This is a genomic window from Merdimonas faecis (assembly GCF_001754075.1).
Lineage (GTDB): Bacteria > Bacillota > Clostridia > Lachnospirales > Lachnospiraceae > Merdimonas > Merdimonas faecis.
In genome coordinates this window covers 1-14,766 of record NZ_MIEH01000033.1, presented here as the reverse complement: position 1 = coordinate 14,766, position 14,766 = coordinate 1, and the positions used below count along the sequence as shown (strand labels likewise).

The window sequence follows — 14,766 nt, the reverse complement described above, 5'->3', positions numbered from 1 at the left end:
AATGAAACATCAAGCAGATCTTTTGATCAGAAACAGTGATTATCTGGATGAAACGTTTGAACTGACAGAGGGGAAAAGTATCCTGATCAGTGGTGGGAAAATTGAAGCGGTCGGCACGGCTGCGGAATTGGAAGAGCGTTATCAGTGGAAGGAAGAGTTGGATGGAAGCGGCTGCATCTATATGCCGGGACTGGTGGACAGCCATATGCATACTGGGCAGCAGCTTCTGCGGGGACGGGTGTTGGACGAGATGCCTATGATCTGGACCCGGATCATGCTGCCTTATGAGAGTACGCTGACGCCGGAGAAAATGCGGCTGAGCGCACAGGCAGCGGCGGTGGAGATGATCCATGCCGGGACCACCGGATTTATCGACGCCGGCAGCTACTTTATGGAGGAAGCGGCAAAAGTGTATGCAGGGAGCGGGCTTAGAGGGGCGCTTTCCTATTCTACCATGGATCAGGCAGGATTGCCGGAGTCGATCGCCATGGATGCCGGAACTGCGGTCCAGAAGACCGATGAACTTTATGAAGGCTTCCACGGATTTGGAAATCTTAAGGTTTACTATTCTCTGCGGTCTCTGATTTCCTGCTCCGAGGAGCTGATCCTTCGGGCGGCGGAGCGGGCGAAGGAAAAACAGACCATGCTCCAGGCGCATATGAACGAGTATCCGGGGGAGGTTAATTTCTACATGGAAAGGAAACAGCTTCGGCCTTATGAGTATCTGGAAAGTCTGGGCGTGCTGGGAGAACATTTCCTGGGAGCCCACAGCCTTCTCCTTTCAGAACAGGAGATAGAGATCCTGAAGGACCGTAAGGTGAAGGTCTGCCATTGCCCGTTCAGCAACTGCGGGAAAGCGGCTCCGCATACGCCGGAGCTTTTGAAACGGGGGCTTGTGATCGGTCTGGGAACGGACGGTGCGGCTCACGGAGGCTTAAGCCTCTTTAATGAGATGAAGATTTTCCGTTCTGTTATGAACCTGACTTTTGGCGTGCCGCTTGCGGAGCCTGCTGTTATGCCGGCAAAGACAATCCTGAAAATGGCCACGGAAGGCGGACAGGTCTGCCTGGGGGGAAGAGCCGGCCTGGACGGAGCGATACGGCCGGGGGCCAGGGCGGATATCATCGGACTGGATAAAAACAGGATTTATCTTGCGGCCTACGGACAGATTGCCAACACGATCCTGGAGAGTGTAAATGCCGGGGATGTCAGGGATTCCATCTGTGCCGGAAAGGTGCTTATGAAAGACTATGAGATCCTGACGATGGATGAGCAGAGAATTTACCAGGAAGTGTGCCGCTTCCGGGAACAGGAAAGGATGGCTTAAGGAAATGACGGTGTATATCATAATCATCATCGCCAATCTGCTGGTGGGAGGAATGATCGGGCTGACGGGGATCGCCGGATTTCTCCTGCCCATGCTGTATTCGGGATTCCTGGGGATGCCGGCGGCGCAGGGCATGGCGCTTAGCTTTTTTGCGTTTTTGATCTCCGGCGTGCTGGGAGCCTATAATTATTACAAGGCGAAGAACCTGGATATTAAGCTTGCTCTTGTGATCAGTGCCGGAAGTCTTATAGGAGCAGTACTGGGGATCCGCCTCAATCTTATGATCGATGAAGCGATTGTAAAAAGGATTCTTTATCTGGTTGTGCTGGCTTCCGGGATTTCCATACTGCTCCGAAAAGAGCCGGCTGAGAAGAAATCAGAGGAGAGAAAACCTCTGCCGATGGGCCTTAGCATAGTCTTTGGCGCGGTAACAGGAGCTCTCTGTGCACTTTCCGGGGCGGGCGGACCCATTCTGGTGATGCCGCTTCTGGTCGTCCTTGGCGTACCGGTAAAGACTGCGGTGGGGGTAGCGCTGTTTAACTCTGTATTTATTGCAATCCCTTCCTGCATCGGCTACAGTCTTCAGTGTGATCCGAAGGAGATGGCGGTGCTGCTTTTTGTGTCGATGGTAAGCCACGGCATTGGCGTATGGGCAGGCAGCAAAAATGCGGCGGTTTTAAAGCCAGAACCATTGAAAAAGGGCGTTGCGGTATTTTCTGTTCTCATCGCGCTTTTTAAGCTGATCACAGGGTAGGAAAAAATAAAACTTTTCACATGGAAACTGCGAAAAATATATGCTAGTATATACTCAAAGCATTATATTTCTGGCAGTTTTTCTTTTGCGGCATTTGCCGTGTCTTAAAATTCTAAAAAGATCTAAAAGAAATCTCAATGCTTTGTCACCCAATTAATATTGCAGAGAGGTTTCCAGGACAGATGCTTTTGAGAAATTTAAGAGATAAGGCCGGCAGCAGATTTTTGGGAGGCCTCCTGCATAGAACAAAAAGGAGGCGCCTATGACAAGAAAGAGAAAAGAACAGGTAACGTATCATAAGGGACAGATTCCGCCGCCCCAGTTTATCATTTTTTATAACGGGCAGGAGGAAAGACCGGACAGCCAGGTTCTTCGGTTGTCAGATATGTATGCGGCAGAGGAAGAAACGCATAAGCTGGATTTAGAGGCCAAGATGCTGAACATCAACGCGGGACATAATCCAGAGCTTATGGACGCCTGCCAGATTCTGTGGGAGTATGCAGAATATACAGACCGTGTAAGGAGATATGTAAGAGAGACGTCGATTGAAAATGCGGTAGAGCGGGCCATCAATGAGTGTATCGAAGAGGGAATCCTGGAGGAATTTTTAAGAAAGAACCGGGCGGAGGCAAAGCATATGAGTATCTATGAATATGATCAGGAGAAGCACTTGCGTCAAGAGAGGGAAGAGTCCTGGGAGGCAGGCCGGGAAGCGGGAATCAGGGAAGGCCGGGAAACAGGCCAAGATGCCTTGAATCATTTGTATAGAATGTTGGAAAAGCAGAACCGTACAGAGGATATATTACGGGCGATCAACGATCCGGAGTACTTAAAGCAGCTTATGGAAGAGTTTGGAAACCCGTGTGAAAAGGGAGCAATTAAACCGACCGAGGGACAGGAATAAGTTCCAGAATATCCTGAAATGGGATTTCCGTCCCTTCTATTGTGAGCAGCTGGCTGTCTGTGTCGATGCGGGAGACTGCCCCGATCTGTGTGTAGCAGACGCCTAAGGAAGGGGAGTCTGTGGGAGTATGCTCGGGTTCCCCAGTGGTTTCCTGCCGGAAAAAGGCCACCTGTACCGTCTGGCCTTTTTGAAGCTGTCCCAGCATTACAGACAGAGCCTCCAGTTTGTCTTCGGCCAGGATGGGGCGGGGGACCAGAAGTGCTTCAGCAGATTTTTGATCGATGACCTTTTCGTAGCCGGTCAGGGCGGCAAAAGGCGCAAAGATCTTGGCCCGATCCGGGATGGGCATCCGGGGATGGCGAATGCGGGAATCCTCGTCTTCCGGGCGGGATTTTTCGATGATGTCGCCGTAGATCCGGGCGGCTTTTGTGCGGAGCGGTTTCATATCCTTTCCTTCTTTCTATAGTATCAAACGGCCTTTCCTTAGGCGCGGTGTCCGCCGATCTGGCCGTTGCGTTCGATGGTGGTGGCGCCTTCCTGCAGACTGGTTCCTTTCAGAATTGCATTTTTTCCGTATTTTTTCTTGATCTCCAGCATGGTTCGCTGGAGCCTTTTTTCTTTTTCCTGTTTTGCAGGATCCGAAAAGAGGTCAAACTGTGTATAGGCATCGCTTACCACTCGGTTGGCCGTGACTGTTACGCGGCGGACGGGAAGCCCTGGATCCACGATCCGGTCAAAGAGCAAGAGGACAGCAGGAAGGATCTGGCTGGCGCTGGAAGTGGGACTTTCCAGTCTGGCGGTGCCGTGAGCGGGCCTGGGAACGGCGCGGCCATAGTGGTCAATGTGGATGGCCGAGGACGCCGGAACAGCCTTAGACCTGGGGCTGTCCAGGCCGGAACGGTCATAGCCGATATACAGGGTGACAGAGTCCGTGGCCAGATCCTGGGCGGTTAGGTTCAGGATTAATTCTTCCGTCATCTCCCGGACAATGATCCGGGCTTTGTCATAAGGGTAGGCAAAGGGCAGTACCTGGCCGCTGCCAAGGGAATTCGTTTCCGGACGGTAGTGCTTAATGTCGGCCATGGTGCAGGGTTCCAGTCCCCAGGCGTGGTCAATGAGAAGCTCGGCGTCGATCCCGAAGGTTTTGTAAAGCCACTCTTCCTGGTCGAGCGAAGCCCGGGCCAGGTCTCCCATAGTAAAGATCTGGCGCTTTTCCAGAGCCTTTGCAGTGCCTGGTCCCATGCGCCAGAAATCGGTGATGGGACGGTGATCCCAGAGCAGGTATTTATAGGATTCCTCATCCAGCTTTCCGATGCGGACACCGTCTTCGTCGGGATCCGTGTGTTTCGCCATGATATCCATGGCAATCTTGCACAGGTAAAGGTTGGTGCCGATCCCGGCAGTTCCGGTGATGCCGGTGGATTTCTGTACATCCTGGAGAATGGCCTTGGTCAGGGAACGGGCGTCAGTATCATAAAGGGCAAGATAATTGCTGATATCCAGAAAGCACTCGTCGATGGAGTAGACATGGATGTCATCAGCGCTGACGTACTTCAGGTAAATGGAATAGATCCGGCCGGAATATTCCATGTAGAGAGCCATGCGGGGCGGCGCTATGATATAGGGGACTGGATTTCCCGTACGTTTTTCGATATCAGATAAAACCTTGCGGACTTCAAACAGGCGGCTGCGGCCGGACAGGCCATATTTTTTCAGGGAGGGTGAGACGGCCAGACAGATAGTTTTGTCTGTCCGGGAAGGATCGGCTACCACCAGGTTGGTAGTCAGAGGATCCAGTCCTCGCTCCACACATTCTACGGAAGCGTAGAAGCTTTTAAGGTCAATGGCGATATAAATATGCGGCGTGCTCATAACATCCCTCCTTGTTGGTAGTATTATAATATAGAATCGCATAAAAAGCAAACATATGTTCGATAAATAATTGTAAAACAAGTCTTGCATTAGTATATGGAATGGCATATAATAAATACGATAGAAAAAGAAATTCTTCGGGGTCGGGTGAAAGTCCCAACCGGCGGTAGAGTCCGCGACCCGGTGTTGTTTTTCACACTGGCTGATCCGGTGAGATTCCGGAACCGACAGTACAGTCTGGATGAGAGAAGAGTTGTGTGATTGGAAGTAAGCAGATTTTATGACCCCGGTACTTTTTAGTATCGGGGTTTTTTGCCGGCCCGTTGCATAGTTCTTGGAAGATTTTCTTTCTGACAAACAAATTTTTGCAAAAAAGGAGAGAAAGAAACATGAGTACAGAAGTAATGCACAGTGTAAACGCAGGATCCAGGAGTAAAGTCAGAACGATGGCCCAGGTGGGCATGCTGTCCGCTATTGCGGTGGTGCTGATGCTGTTTGAGGTTCCGCTGCCGTTCGCTCCGGCGTTTTATGAGATTGATTTCAGCGAAGTCCCGGTGCTGGTTGGCTGTTTTGCTATGGGACCGGCAGCGGGAGTGGCTATTGAGTTTTTAAAGATATTATTAAATTTTGCTATTAACGGAACTGCGACAGCAGGCGTAGGAGAAATCGCCAATTTCCTGATCGGATGTTCCCTGGTGGTTCCGGCGGCGCTGATCTATAAGTTTAAAAAGACGCGGACCGGAGCTATTGTCGGTATGGCAGCCGGAACCGTATTCATGACGGCTGTAGGCTGTCTGTTAAACGCCTTTGTCCTTCTGCCGACCTATGCGGTAGCATTTGGCATGCCGATCGACGGGCTGGTGCAGATGGGGACAGCGGTCAATTCAGCCATCGACAGTCTGACCACTTTCGTACTGTTTGCGGTAGCGCCGTTTAATCTGCTTAAAGGCGTGTTGGTATCCCTGATCGTATTCCTGATCTATAAAAAGATCAGTCCGGTCTTTAAAATGAATCATTAATCCGCTGGTTGCGGATGCAAAAGGAGTCGTGGCGCAAGCTGCGGCTTCTTTTATAATTTAAAGCGTTAAATTGGGGACGGGGGATTTCTGAAAATCCCCCGTCCCCAATTAGGTCTTCTTTTGTTGTTTTTTTTGCCGCCAGTTGGTATAATGGCTGTAATCAGAAATATGAATTGAGGAAAAACAAATGAAAAGTTTATTGATTTTAGGCGCAGGCGGTTTTGGACATATGATCCAGGAGACAGCCATGCAGCTTGGATATGAGAAGGTATCCTTTCTGGATGATGCGGTAAAGGATCCGCTTGTTGTGGGAAAATGCTGTGATTACAGGGATTTTCTTGACTCCTATGAGGCGGCTGTGGCGGCTCTTGGAGATAATGGAATGCGTCTGTACTGGACGGAGAAGCTGATGGAGGCTGGTTATCAGGTGCCGGCGCTGATCCATCCGTCAGCTGTGGTAAGCCCAAGTGCGGTGATCGGGCAGGGGAGCTTTGTGCTGCAGAGGGCGGTAGTCAATACTCATACGGTAGTGGAGCACGGCGTACTGATCAACAGCGGAGCGGTAGTGGATCATGATTCCTATATTGCAAGCGGCGCACATATCGGCCTGGGAAGCGTGGTGAAGTCCAACTGTACCATCGCCTCCAAGCGGAAGGTAGAGGCCGGAGAAGTGATATTCTCTACCAGACGGAAAATTGACGGCGTCAGTGACCGGAATCTGGAGGATGCGATTTACGCCTTTGGGTTTGGTCCCAGATGCAGTTATGTGAAGCCTTTTGGGGCTGGCCATATTAATGAGACCTATGCAGTGTATATGCCGATGGCAGACGGGGAGGACGAGCTTGCCTATGTACTGCAGCGGGTGAACAGCAATGTATTTAAGGATCCTGCCGGGGTCATGGAGAATATTTTCGGAGTGACGGAATACATGCGGGGCGTGATCCGGAAAGACGGCGGAGACCCGGACCGGGAGACACTGTCTTATATCAAGACTAAGAGCGGGGTAAACTATTTCGAGGACAGCGAGGGAGAACCCTGGCGCTGCTATAATTTCATTCCGGATTCGGAGTGCTATCAGATGGCGGAAAATCCGGAGCAGCTTTACCAGGCGGGCAGCAGCTTCGGGCATTTCCTGAAGCAGCTGATCGATTATCCTGCGTCCAGTTTAAAAGAGACAATTCCGGATTTTCATCATACGGCCAAAAGGTTTGAGGCATTTGAAGTGGCCGTGGATAGAGATCTGAAGGACAGAAGCTCCACCTGTAAGCCGGAGATTGACTTTGTGCTGGAAAGGAAAGAGGATTGTGGTGTACTGGTGCGTCAGCAGGAGTCAGGAGAGCTTCCGCTGCGGGTGACCCATAACGATACAAAATTGAATAATATTCTGTTTGACAGTCAGACCGGAAAAGGCCTGTGCATCATTGATCTGGATACCATCATGCCGGGGCTTGCGGCCAATGATTTCGGAGATTCCATCCGGTCGGGCGCTACTACCGGAGCGGAGGATGAGAAAAATCTGGATCTGGTACATTTTGACATGGAACTCTACGAGGCATATCTAAAGGGGTATCTGGAGGCGACAGGGGAAGTGCTGACCCCGGCGGAGATCGAAAGTCTTCCTTGGGGAGCCAGACTGATGACTCTGGAATGTGGTATGCGTTTTTTGACAGATTATCTGCAGGGAGATACCTATTTTAAGACAGCCTATCCGGAGCACAATCTGGTGAGAGCCCGTACCCAGTTTAGACTGGTAGAGGAGATGGAGCAGCAGTTTGACAGAATGCAGACACTGGCGAGACAGTATGCGGGACTGAACCCTGCGGGGAAGGAGGCCTAAGATGCCGATAGAGATAAAGGTGAAAATGGACGTGGATTCCATGACGGATTTTATGTTTTATCATATTTATTCTGGGTCGGCAGGTATGATGACTTTGGGTCTTGGAGCGCTGAATGTGGGATGCACGATTGCGTTTTTCCTGCGTGGAGACTATCTGATGATGCTGTTATTTATAGTATTTGCGGTGCTGCTTCTCGGTGTGTTTCCGGTGTTTATCCGGAAAAAGGTAGCAAAGCAGATGGAAAATTCCAAGCGCCTCGGGGTGGAAGTGGACTACAAATTTGACGAAGAAGGCATTGAAACAACGACTTCCTATGACAGCGGGAAAGCGCCTTGGGATATGTTTAAGAAGGCTGCTTCTACAAAGAAAAATCTGATTATTTATGACGGTCAGAAAAGAGCAGTGATCCTTCCGGTCCATCAGATGGGAGAACAAAAGGAAGCCGTGGTGGAACTGATAAGGAAGCATATGCCTCCGTCAGCGGTCAAGATCCGGCGGGGATTTGTAAAGAAATAGAGAGGAAAACGATGGTAATAGAGACATATCAGGAAAAAGAAACTTACGAGCTTGGCAGGAGGCTGGGCGCCGAGGCAAAGGCGGGCCAGGTATACACGCTTGTGGGGGACTTAGGGGTAGGAAAGACAGTATTTACCAAAGGACTGGCGGCGGGCCTTGGTATCGAAGAGGCGGTCAGCAGCCCCACATTTACGATCGTGCAGGTATATGAGGAAGGGCGTCTGCCCTTCTATCATTTTGATGTCTACCGGATCGGAGATGTAGAAGAGATGGAAGAGATCGGATATGAGGATTATATTTATGGAGAAGGCGTTTGCCTGATCGAATGGGCAGATCTGATCAGAGAGATCCTTCCGGAACATTATACGGAAGTAAAGATTGAAAAGGACCTGCAAAAAGGATTTGATTATCGGAGGATCAGTATATGCGAATATTAGCACTTGAAAGTTCCGGGCTGGTGGCCAGTGTGGCCGTTGTGGATGGAGCTTTGGATGGAAAAGATGCACAGACGATTGCAGAATATACGGTGAATTATAAAAAGACCCATTCTCAGACGCTTCTGCCGATGCTGGATGAGGTGGTGAAGATGACAGAGCTTTCGCTGGACAGTATCGATGCCATCGCAGTGGCGGCGGGACCGGGGTCCTTTACCGGGCTTCGGATCGGATCAGCCACGGCAAAAGGACTAGGGCTGGCGCTTGACAAGCCGCTGATCCCGGTGCCTACGCTGGAGGGGCTGGCCTACAATCTGTGCGGCACGGACGGTATTGTCTGCCCGATCATGGATGCCAGAAGGAGTCAGGTCTATACAGGAATCTACCGGTTTGAGGACGGAATACATCTGACTGTTCTGGAGGATCAGATGGCGGTCGGTATCGAAGAGCTGGGAGAAAGGTTAAAGAAATACGGAGAACAAGTGACATTCCTGGGAGATGGTGTGCCGGTATTTAGAGAGGTGCTGGAGGAGCGGCTCATGAAGGGATGCAGGATTTCCTTTGCCCCGGCAAACATGAACCGCCAGCGGGCAGCGTCGGTGGGAGCACTTGCCCTGCTTTATTATCAACAGGGAAAGACTGAGACGGCGGCGGAGCATAAGCCGGATTACCTGCGTATGTCCCAGGCGGAAAGAGAGAGAAAGGAGCGGATGGAACGTGATTCGGTTTCAATGTGATTATGCAGAAGGGGCACACCCTTTGATTCTGGAAAAGCTGATAGAGACAAATCTGGAGCAGACAGTGGGGTACGGAGAGGATCCCTACTGTGAACATGCAAGGGAGCTGATCAGGAAAGCGGCTCAGGCGCCGGAGGCGGATGTGCATTTTCTGGTGGGAGGAACCCAGACTAATTTCACGGTGATCAGTGCGGTCTTACGTCCCCATCAGGGAGTACTGTCGGCTGGTACGGGACATATCAATGTCCATGAGACGGGAGCAGTAGAAGCCACCGGACACAAGGTGCTGGCTCTGCCCAGTGATGATGGAAAAATCCGCGCCTGCCAGGTGAGGAAAGCGTATGAGGATCACTGGAATGATGCGGATCACGAACATGTGGTGCAGCCGGGAATGGTCTACATTTCCCATCCTACGGAAAATGGGACACTGTATACAAAAGAGGAATTGAAATCTCTTTATGATACCTGCCGGGAACTGGAGCTTCCCTTATTCCTGGACGGGGCAAGGCTGGGATATGGTCTGATGTCACCGGCTTCTGATCTGACGCTTGCGGATGTGGCGGCCTATACTGATGTTTTCTATATTGGAGGAACTAAGGTGGGAGCCTTGTTTGGAGAGGCTGTTGTGATCACAAACCCTGCGCTGAAAAAGGATTTCCGCTATCTGATCAAGCAGAATGGCGGGATGCTGGCCAAGGGACGGCTTCTTGGCATCCAGTTTGAAACTTTATTTACTGACGGACTGTATTTTCAGGTTGCTGATCATGCAGACCGGCTGGCAATGAAGCTGAAAACAGCCTTTTTGAAAAAGGGGTATCCGCTCCGTTATGATTCCTATACCAATCAACAGTTCCCGATTCTGCCAAATTCACAGCTGGAACAGTTGAAAGGACAGTATACTTTCGGATTCTGGGAGGCAGTGGATGAGGCGCACAGTGCGGTGCGTTTCTGCACCAGCTGGGCGACTAAGGAAGAAGCGGTGGACGCTCTGATCCGGGATATCGAAGAGATGAATACCCTGGAGATTGGCCGGGCAGGAATGGAAGATTTAGCAAAGATCGGGCAGATGGAGGCGGAAATCTTTCCGGATGCATGGAGCGAAAAGGCCTTGACGGAAACCTGGGAGCAGAAGACTTCTGTTATGATCACGGCCAGAAAAGACGGCGAACTGATCGGCTATCTGATTGTATATCTGGTGGAAGGCGAAGGCGAGATTGCTCGGATTGCCGTGAAACAGGAGAAGAGGCGGCAGGGGGTTGCCGGCCATATGCTGCTGGAGCTGGAAAATATCTGTGAAGAGCAGAAAATCGGCAGGCTGCTGTTGGAGGTGCGGGAGAGTAATCTGGATGCAATCTCCTTTTATAAAGATAAAGGCTTTACCGAGGACGGCCTGCGAAAAGCATATTATACGGATCCAAAAGAGGATGCGGTGCTGATGAGCCGTGAGCTTGGCAGATAGCTGGCAGAGGTGACAGCAGTTTCCACTAGGCAGACGGCTGCCACAAGGATATAATGTAGGCGTAGCAGACGAAAGACGAGTGACATGGATTCACAGGAGGAATGGTATGCGCCAATATTGTACAAAGCTGAAAAAGACAGAGGAGCTTGAGAAAATTATTTGTAATAAATGCGGAAAAGAGATACTGGTTCGCGGAGGGGTTCCCCAGGAGGATGTACTGGAAGTGGAAAAGCGCTGGGGATTTCATTCGAGAAAGGATAATCAGGTAGATCACTTCGATCTCTGTGAGGACTGCTATGATGAACTGGTGTCCGGATTCCGGATTCAGATAGAGGATTGAAGAAAGAATGTTAGATGTATGTTTACTTGGGACAGGCGGCATGATGCCGCTTCCCTACCGGTGGCTGACGGCCCTGATGGTCCGGTATAACGGCAGCAGTCTTTTGATCGACTGCGGGGAAGGGACGCAGATCGCCATCAAAGAAAAAGGATGGAGCTTTAAACCGATCGACGTGATCTGCTTTACCCATTACCACGGCGACCATATCAGCGGATTGCCGGGGCTTCTTTTAACGATGGGAAACGCAGACCGTACCGAGCCGTTGACGCTGGTCGGCCCAAGAGGGCTGGAGCGTGTGGTAAATGCGTTGCGGGTAATCGCGCCGGAGCTCCCTTTTCCAATTAAATATGTAGAGATCACAGAGCCGGAGCAGACATTCGAGATGAATGGATACCGGCTAAAGGCGTTTCGGGTGAACCACAACGTGCTGTGCTACGGTTATACCATGGAGGTGGACCGGGCCGGCAAGTTTGACGTGGAGCGCGCGACGGCGGCGCAGATCCCGCAGCGGTACTGGGGCGTGCTGCAAAAGGGAGAAACCGTGGAAGCGGAGGGACAGACCTACACGCCCGATATGGTGCTTGGACCACAGAGGAAAGGGATCAAGCTGACCTACTGTACAGATACAAGACCGACGGATTCCATCCGGAACAATGCGAAAGGATCGGACCTGTTTATCTGTGAGGGCATGTATGGAGAGAAGGATAAGCAGAAAAAGGCGAAGGAATATAAGCACATGACGTTTTATGAGGCGGCAAGTTTGGCAAAGGAAGCAGATGTGGGAGAACTGTGGCTGACACATTACAGCCCGTCACTGACCAGGCCGGAAGAATACATGGATGACGTGCGGGAGATATTCCCGAGAGCCATTGCCGCAAAGGACCGGCGCACGGCAGAGCTTGTATTTGAAGATTGACAGATGGAGAAGGAAAGGAAGAAATATGAGCCAGGAAAAAGATGTTTTGATCCTTGCGATTGAAAGCTCCTGCGATGAGACGGCAGCAGCTGTGGTAAAAAACGGAAGAGAGGTGCTTTCCAATGTAATCTCTTCTCAGATCGCGCTGCATACGCTGTATGGCGGGGTAGTGCCGGAGATCGCATCCCGGAAGCATATAGAAAAAATAAATCAGGTGATCCAGGCGGCATTGGATGAAGCCGGGGTGACGCTGCAGGATATTACAGCTGTTGGCGTGACTTATGGCCCCGGGCTGGTAGGAGCCCTGCTGGTAGGCGTGGCAGAAGCGAAGGCCATTGCCTATGCAGCAAAAAAGCCGCTGATCGGCGTACATCACATTGAGGGGCACATTGCGGCCAATTTTATTGAGCATGAAGACCTGGAACCACCGTTTTTCTCCCTGGTGGTGTCCGGTGGACATACCCATCTGGTGAGGGTAAAGGATTACGGGAAATTTGATATTATCGGAAAAACCAGAGATGACGCTGCGGGGGAAGCTTTTGATAAGGTGGCACGGGCGATCGGACTGGGCTACCCGGGCGGACCGAAGATTGACAAAGTGGCAAAGGAGGGAAATCCGGATGCCATTACGTTTCCGCGGGCGCATGTGGAGGATGCCCCTTATGATTTCAGCTTCAGCGGTTTGAAATCGGCAGTCCTGAATTATATCAACGGCTGCCAGATGAAGGGAGAAAGCTACAGCCAGGCGGACGTGGCGGCTTCCTTCCAGAAGGCAGTGACTGATGTGCTGGTGGCAAATGCGATGCATGCCGTAGAAGAGTATCAGGTAGATCAGTTCGCTATTGCGGGGGGCGTGGCCTCTAATTCTTCGCTGCGTCAGGCAATGAAAGAAGCCTGTGAGGAGCGCGGCGTGAAATTTTATTATCCGTCGCCGGTTTATTGTACAGATAATGCGGCAATGATTGGCGTGGCGGCTTACTATGAATATAGGAACGGCGTAAGGAGCGGCTGGGATCTGAATGCGGTTCCGAATCTGAAGCTGGGAGAAAGGTAGAGGGCAGATGGAAAACAGACAGATGGAGAAAAAGCACTGTACCGCTATCGTGCTGGCGGCAGGCCAGGGGAAACGCATGGGCGCTTCCGTACAGAAGCAGTATATTGAACTGGACCGTCGTCCACTGATTTACTATACACTGCAGGCTTTTGAGGATTCTGAGGTGATAGATGATATCATCCTGGTAGTCGGGCCGGGGCAGGAAGATTACGTATATAAAGAAATCGTGCGGAAATATTATTTCGGGAAGGTAAAGGCCATTGTACCAGGAGGAAAAGAACGGTACGATTCTGTCTGGATGGGGCTTAAGGTTTTAAACAGCGGAACTCTCGGCGAGGAGGCGCTGGCGGGTTATACCTTTATCCATGACGGGGCCCGTATGTTTGTGGATGAGGAAATTCTGCAGCGAGGATATAAAACCGTGGAAAAATACCGGGCGTGTGTGGCCGGAATGCCAAGCAAGGATACGGTAAAGCTGGCGGACGAAGACGGGTTTGCGAAGGAGACGCCAAACCGGAATCACGTATGGACGGTACAGACTCCGCAGGTCTTTGAAACTTCTCTGATCGTCGAGGCATATTCCAGGCTGATGCGGGAAGACTCTATAGAGGTGACAGATGATGCTATGGCAGTGGAGCAGACCATGGACATACCTGTAAAGCTATACGAAGGCTCCTATCGGAATATAAAGATTACGACGCCGGAGGATCTGGAGATTGCGAAGGTTTTTTTGCGGCATCGGGATGGATAGCGGGAATAATGGCGAATAGAGGAGCAAAAATTGAAAATATTGGGAAATAATTGTTGACGCTGAAATTTTTGTGTGATACAATATCACATGTCGCTGAGAGAAGAGACGAGAACCAAAGACGTGGAGAGGTATCGAAGTGGTCATAACGAGGCGGTCTTGAAAACCGTTTGCCCGCAAGGGCGCGTGGGTTCGAATCCCACCCTCTCCGCTTTAGAAAAAGAATTGCTTTTCGAGCAGAATTTTGGAGAAGTACCCAAGCTGGCCGAAGGGGCTCCCCTGGAAAGGGAGTAGGTCGTTAATAGCGGCGCGAGGGTTCAAATCCCTCCTTCTCCGCTTAACCTTGTTTTCTATATATAGTAGAGAAATAAGGTGAGTAGCACAGATGTAGTGCTGAAAAATTGATTTAAAAAAATCAATTTTTTTTATGAAAAAACTTCTTGACAAAAGCCTACAGGAAGTGCTATTATAGCTAAGCTGACTCGTTGAGAGACAGCAAAACACCAAGAACTTTGATAACTAAATAATAGACAACGACCCTGAAGATTCTTTTGAGAAGAATAATTCAGAGAAAGACATCGAGAGATGTCGACCCAAAAACAGTAAGTAACGGGATAGGAAAAGCGAGTAGTTTTTTCTGAACCGAGATTAAACTGAAAGGAAGTTCCATCAGCGAAGCTGAGGAACAATTAATTTGCTAAGCATGGAAGATGCAAAGCGAATTATATTTTACGAGAGTTTGATCCTGGCTCAGGATGAACGCTGGCGGCGTGCCTAACACATGCAAGTCGAGCGAAGCGCTTAAGTTGGATTTCTTCGGAATGACAATTTTTGTGACTGAGCGGCGG

The 14,766-nt window shown here is 50.6% G+C and carries 15 protein-coding genes, 2 tRNA genes, 1 rRNA gene, 1 pseudogene and 1 riboswitch; of the genes and pseudogenes, 17 read left to right on the top strand and 2 right to left on the bottom strand.

What is annotated here, in order from left to right:
- Position 1 precedes the first annotated feature (1 nt).
- The 3 genes from BKD12_RS15145 (at position 2) to BKD12_RS15135 (ending at position 2,985) form a co-directional block, all read left to right on the top strand.
- Positions 2-1,327: an amidohydrolase family protein gene (locus BKD12_RS15145; RefSeq protein ID WP_070090192.1), complete on the top strand. Its 1,326-nt coding sequence runs from the start codon at positions 2-4 to the stop codon at positions 1,325-1,327.
- Positions 1,328-1,331: 4 nt separating this feature from the next.
- Positions 1,332-2,081: a TSUP family transporter gene (locus tag BKD12_RS15140; protein ID WP_070090191.1), complete on the top strand. Its 750-nt coding sequence runs from the start codon at positions 1,332-1,334 to the stop codon at positions 2,079-2,081.
- A gap of 262 nt (positions 2,082-2,343) precedes the next feature.
- On the top strand, positions 2,344-2,985 hold the full coding sequence (locus BKD12_RS15135; protein WP_070090190.1) for a hypothetical protein: 642 nt from the start codon (positions 2,344-2,346) through the stop codon (positions 2,983-2,985).
- Here BKD12_RS15135 and BKD12_RS15130 read toward each other — a convergent pair.
- Together BKD12_RS15130 and BKD12_RS15125 are read right to left on the bottom strand one after the other, a co-directional pair.
- Positions 2,960-3,430, bottom strand: coding sequence for a YolD-like family protein (locus tag BKD12_RS15130; RefSeq protein WP_070090189.1), 471 nt, complete (start codon positions 3,428-3,430; stop codon positions 2,960-2,962). The genes BKD12_RS15135 and BKD12_RS15130 overlap by 26 nt on opposite strands.
- A 38-nt stretch (positions 3,431-3,468) precedes the next feature.
- Positions 3,469-4,857 (bottom strand): Y-family DNA polymerase, encoded by a 1,389-nt coding sequence (locus tag BKD12_RS15125; RefSeq protein WP_070090188.1) that lies wholly within the window; start codon positions 4,855-4,857, stop codon positions 3,469-3,471.
- A gap of 129 nt (positions 4,858-4,986) precedes the next feature.
- A riboswitch (FMN riboswitch) is annotated at positions 4,987-5,114 on the top strand.
- A 132-nt stretch (positions 5,115-5,246) separates the two neighbouring features.
- On the opposite strand from BKD12_RS15125, the gene BKD12_RS15120 reads away from it, so the two are divergent.
- The 14 genes and pseudogenes from BKD12_RS15120 to BKD12_RS15060 form a co-directional block, all read left to right on the top strand.
- A complete protein-coding gene (locus BKD12_RS15120; protein ID WP_070090187.1) occupies positions 5,247-5,876 on the top strand; it encodes an ECF transporter S component in 630 nt (209 codons plus the stop codon).
- A gap of 187 nt (positions 5,877-6,063) precedes the next feature.
- Positions 6,064-7,713 (top strand): phosphotransferase, encoded by a 1,650-nt coding sequence (locus BKD12_RS15115; protein WP_070090186.1) that lies wholly within the window; start codon positions 6,064-6,066, stop codon positions 7,711-7,713.
- 1 nt (position 7,714) lies between these two features.
- Positions 7,715-8,230: a YcxB family protein gene (locus BKD12_RS15110; protein ID WP_070090185.1), complete on the top strand. Its 516-nt coding sequence runs from the start codon at positions 7,715-7,717 to the stop codon at positions 8,228-8,230.
- Positions 8,231-8,241: 11 nt separating this feature from the next.
- Positions 8,242-8,667, top strand: coding sequence for a tRNA (adenosine(37)-N6)-threonylcarbamoyltransferase complex ATPase subunit type 1 TsaE (tsaE, locus tag BKD12_RS15105; RefSeq protein ID WP_070090184.1), 426 nt, complete (start codon positions 8,242-8,244; stop codon positions 8,665-8,667).
- The gene (gene tsaB / locus BKD12_RS15100) at positions 8,655-9,401 is read left to right on the top strand and encodes a tRNA (adenosine(37)-N6)-threonylcarbamoyltransferase complex dimerization subunit type 1 TsaB (RefSeq protein WP_070090183.1); all 747 of its coding nucleotides are present in this window, start codon (positions 8,655-8,657) and stop codon (positions 9,399-9,401) included. Before tsaE ends, tsaB begins: the two co-directional genes overlap by 13 nt.
- Positions 9,382-10,413: pseudogene (locus tag BKD12_RS15095) on the top strand (threonine aldolase family protein); the annotation flags it as partial. The gene tsaB and the pseudogene BKD12_RS15095, both read left to right, overlap by 20 nt.
- Positions 10,411-10,860 (top strand): ribosomal protein S18-alanine N-acetyltransferase, encoded by a 450-nt coding sequence (rimI, locus tag BKD12_RS17590; RefSeq protein WP_334293020.1) that lies wholly within the window; start codon positions 10,411-10,413, stop codon positions 10,858-10,860. The pseudogene BKD12_RS15095 and the gene rimI, both read left to right, overlap by 3 nt.
- 106 nt (positions 10,861-10,966) lie before the next feature.
- Positions 10,967-11,200 (top strand): hypothetical protein, encoded by a 234-nt coding sequence (locus tag BKD12_RS15090; protein ID WP_070090182.1) that lies wholly within the window; start codon positions 10,967-10,969, stop codon positions 11,198-11,200.
- Between the two features lie 7 nt (positions 11,201-11,207).
- Complete coding sequence (locus BKD12_RS15085) at positions 11,208-12,116, top strand: ribonuclease Z (RefSeq protein ID WP_070090181.1); 909 nt, start codon at positions 11,208-11,210, stop codon at positions 12,114-12,116.
- A gap of 25 nt (positions 12,117-12,141) precedes the next feature.
- Positions 12,142-13,170 (top strand): tRNA (adenosine(37)-N6)-threonylcarbamoyltransferase complex transferase subunit TsaD, encoded by a 1,029-nt coding sequence (tsaD, locus tag BKD12_RS15080; protein WP_070090180.1) that lies wholly within the window; start codon positions 12,142-12,144, stop codon positions 13,168-13,170.
- 22 nt (positions 13,171-13,192) lie between these two features.
- Positions 13,193-13,921: a 2-C-methyl-D-erythritol 4-phosphate cytidylyltransferase gene (ispD, locus tag BKD12_RS15075; RefSeq protein WP_083262992.1), complete on the top strand. Its 729-nt coding sequence runs from the start codon at positions 13,193-13,195 to the stop codon at positions 13,919-13,921.
- 122 nt (positions 13,922-14,043) lie between these two features.
- Positions 14,044-14,129, top strand: a tRNA-Ser gene (locus BKD12_RS15070).
- A 35-nt stretch (positions 14,130-14,164) separates the two neighbouring features.
- Positions 14,165-14,254 (top strand) — tRNA-Ser (locus BKD12_RS15065).
- Between the two features lie 391 nt (positions 14,255-14,645).
- Positions 14,646-14,766 (top strand): 16S ribosomal RNA (locus BKD12_RS15060); the annotation flags it as partial.

Excerpts from the sequence above, each read along its gene's own strand:
- BKD12_RS15145 (WP_070090192.1), top strand. The coding sequence starts at position 2 with ATGAAACATCAAGCAGATCTTTTGATCAGAAACAGTGATTATCTGGAT.
- BKD12_RS15140 (WP_070090191.1), top strand. The coding sequence starts at position 1,332 with ATGACGGTGTATATCATAATCATCATCGCCAATCTGCTGGTGGGAGGA.
- BKD12_RS15135 (WP_070090190.1), top strand. The coding sequence starts at position 2,344 with ATGACAAGAAAGAGAAAAGAACAGGTAACGTATCATAAGGGACAGATT.
- BKD12_RS15130 (WP_070090189.1), bottom strand. The coding sequence starts at position 3,430 with ATGAAACCGCTCCGCACAAAAGCCGCCCGGATCTACGGCGACATCATC.
- BKD12_RS15125 (WP_070090188.1), bottom strand. The coding sequence starts at position 4,857 with ATGAGCACGCCGCATATTTATATCGCCATTGACCTTAAAAGCTTCTAC.
- BKD12_RS15120 (WP_070090187.1), top strand. The coding sequence starts at position 5,247 with ATGAGTACAGAAGTAATGCACAGTGTAAACGCAGGATCCAGGAGTAAA.
- BKD12_RS15115 (WP_070090186.1), top strand. The coding sequence starts at position 6,064 with ATGAAAAGTTTATTGATTTTAGGCGCAGGCGGTTTTGGACATATGATC.
- BKD12_RS15110 (WP_070090185.1), top strand. The coding sequence starts at position 7,715 with ATGCCGATAGAGATAAAGGTGAAAATGGACGTGGATTCCATGACGGAT.
- tsaE (WP_070090184.1), top strand. The coding sequence starts at position 8,242 with ATGGTAATAGAGACATATCAGGAAAAAGAAACTTACGAGCTTGGCAGG.
- tsaB (WP_070090183.1), top strand. The coding sequence starts at position 8,655 with ATGCGAATATTAGCACTTGAAAGTTCCGGGCTGGTGGCCAGTGTGGCC.
- rimI (WP_334293020.1), top strand. The coding sequence starts at position 10,411 with ATGAATACCCTGGAGATTGGCCGGGCAGGAATGGAAGATTTAGCAAAG.
- BKD12_RS15090 (WP_070090182.1), top strand. The coding sequence starts at position 10,967 with ATGCGCCAATATTGTACAAAGCTGAAAAAGACAGAGGAGCTTGAGAAA.
- BKD12_RS15085 (WP_070090181.1), top strand. The coding sequence starts at position 11,208 with ATGTTAGATGTATGTTTACTTGGGACAGGCGGCATGATGCCGCTTCCC.
- tsaD (WP_070090180.1), top strand. The coding sequence starts at position 12,142 with ATGAGCCAGGAAAAAGATGTTTTGATCCTTGCGATTGAAAGCTCCTGC.
- ispD (WP_083262992.1), top strand. The coding sequence starts at position 13,193 with ATGGAGAAAAAGCACTGTACCGCTATCGTGCTGGCGGCAGGCCAGGGG.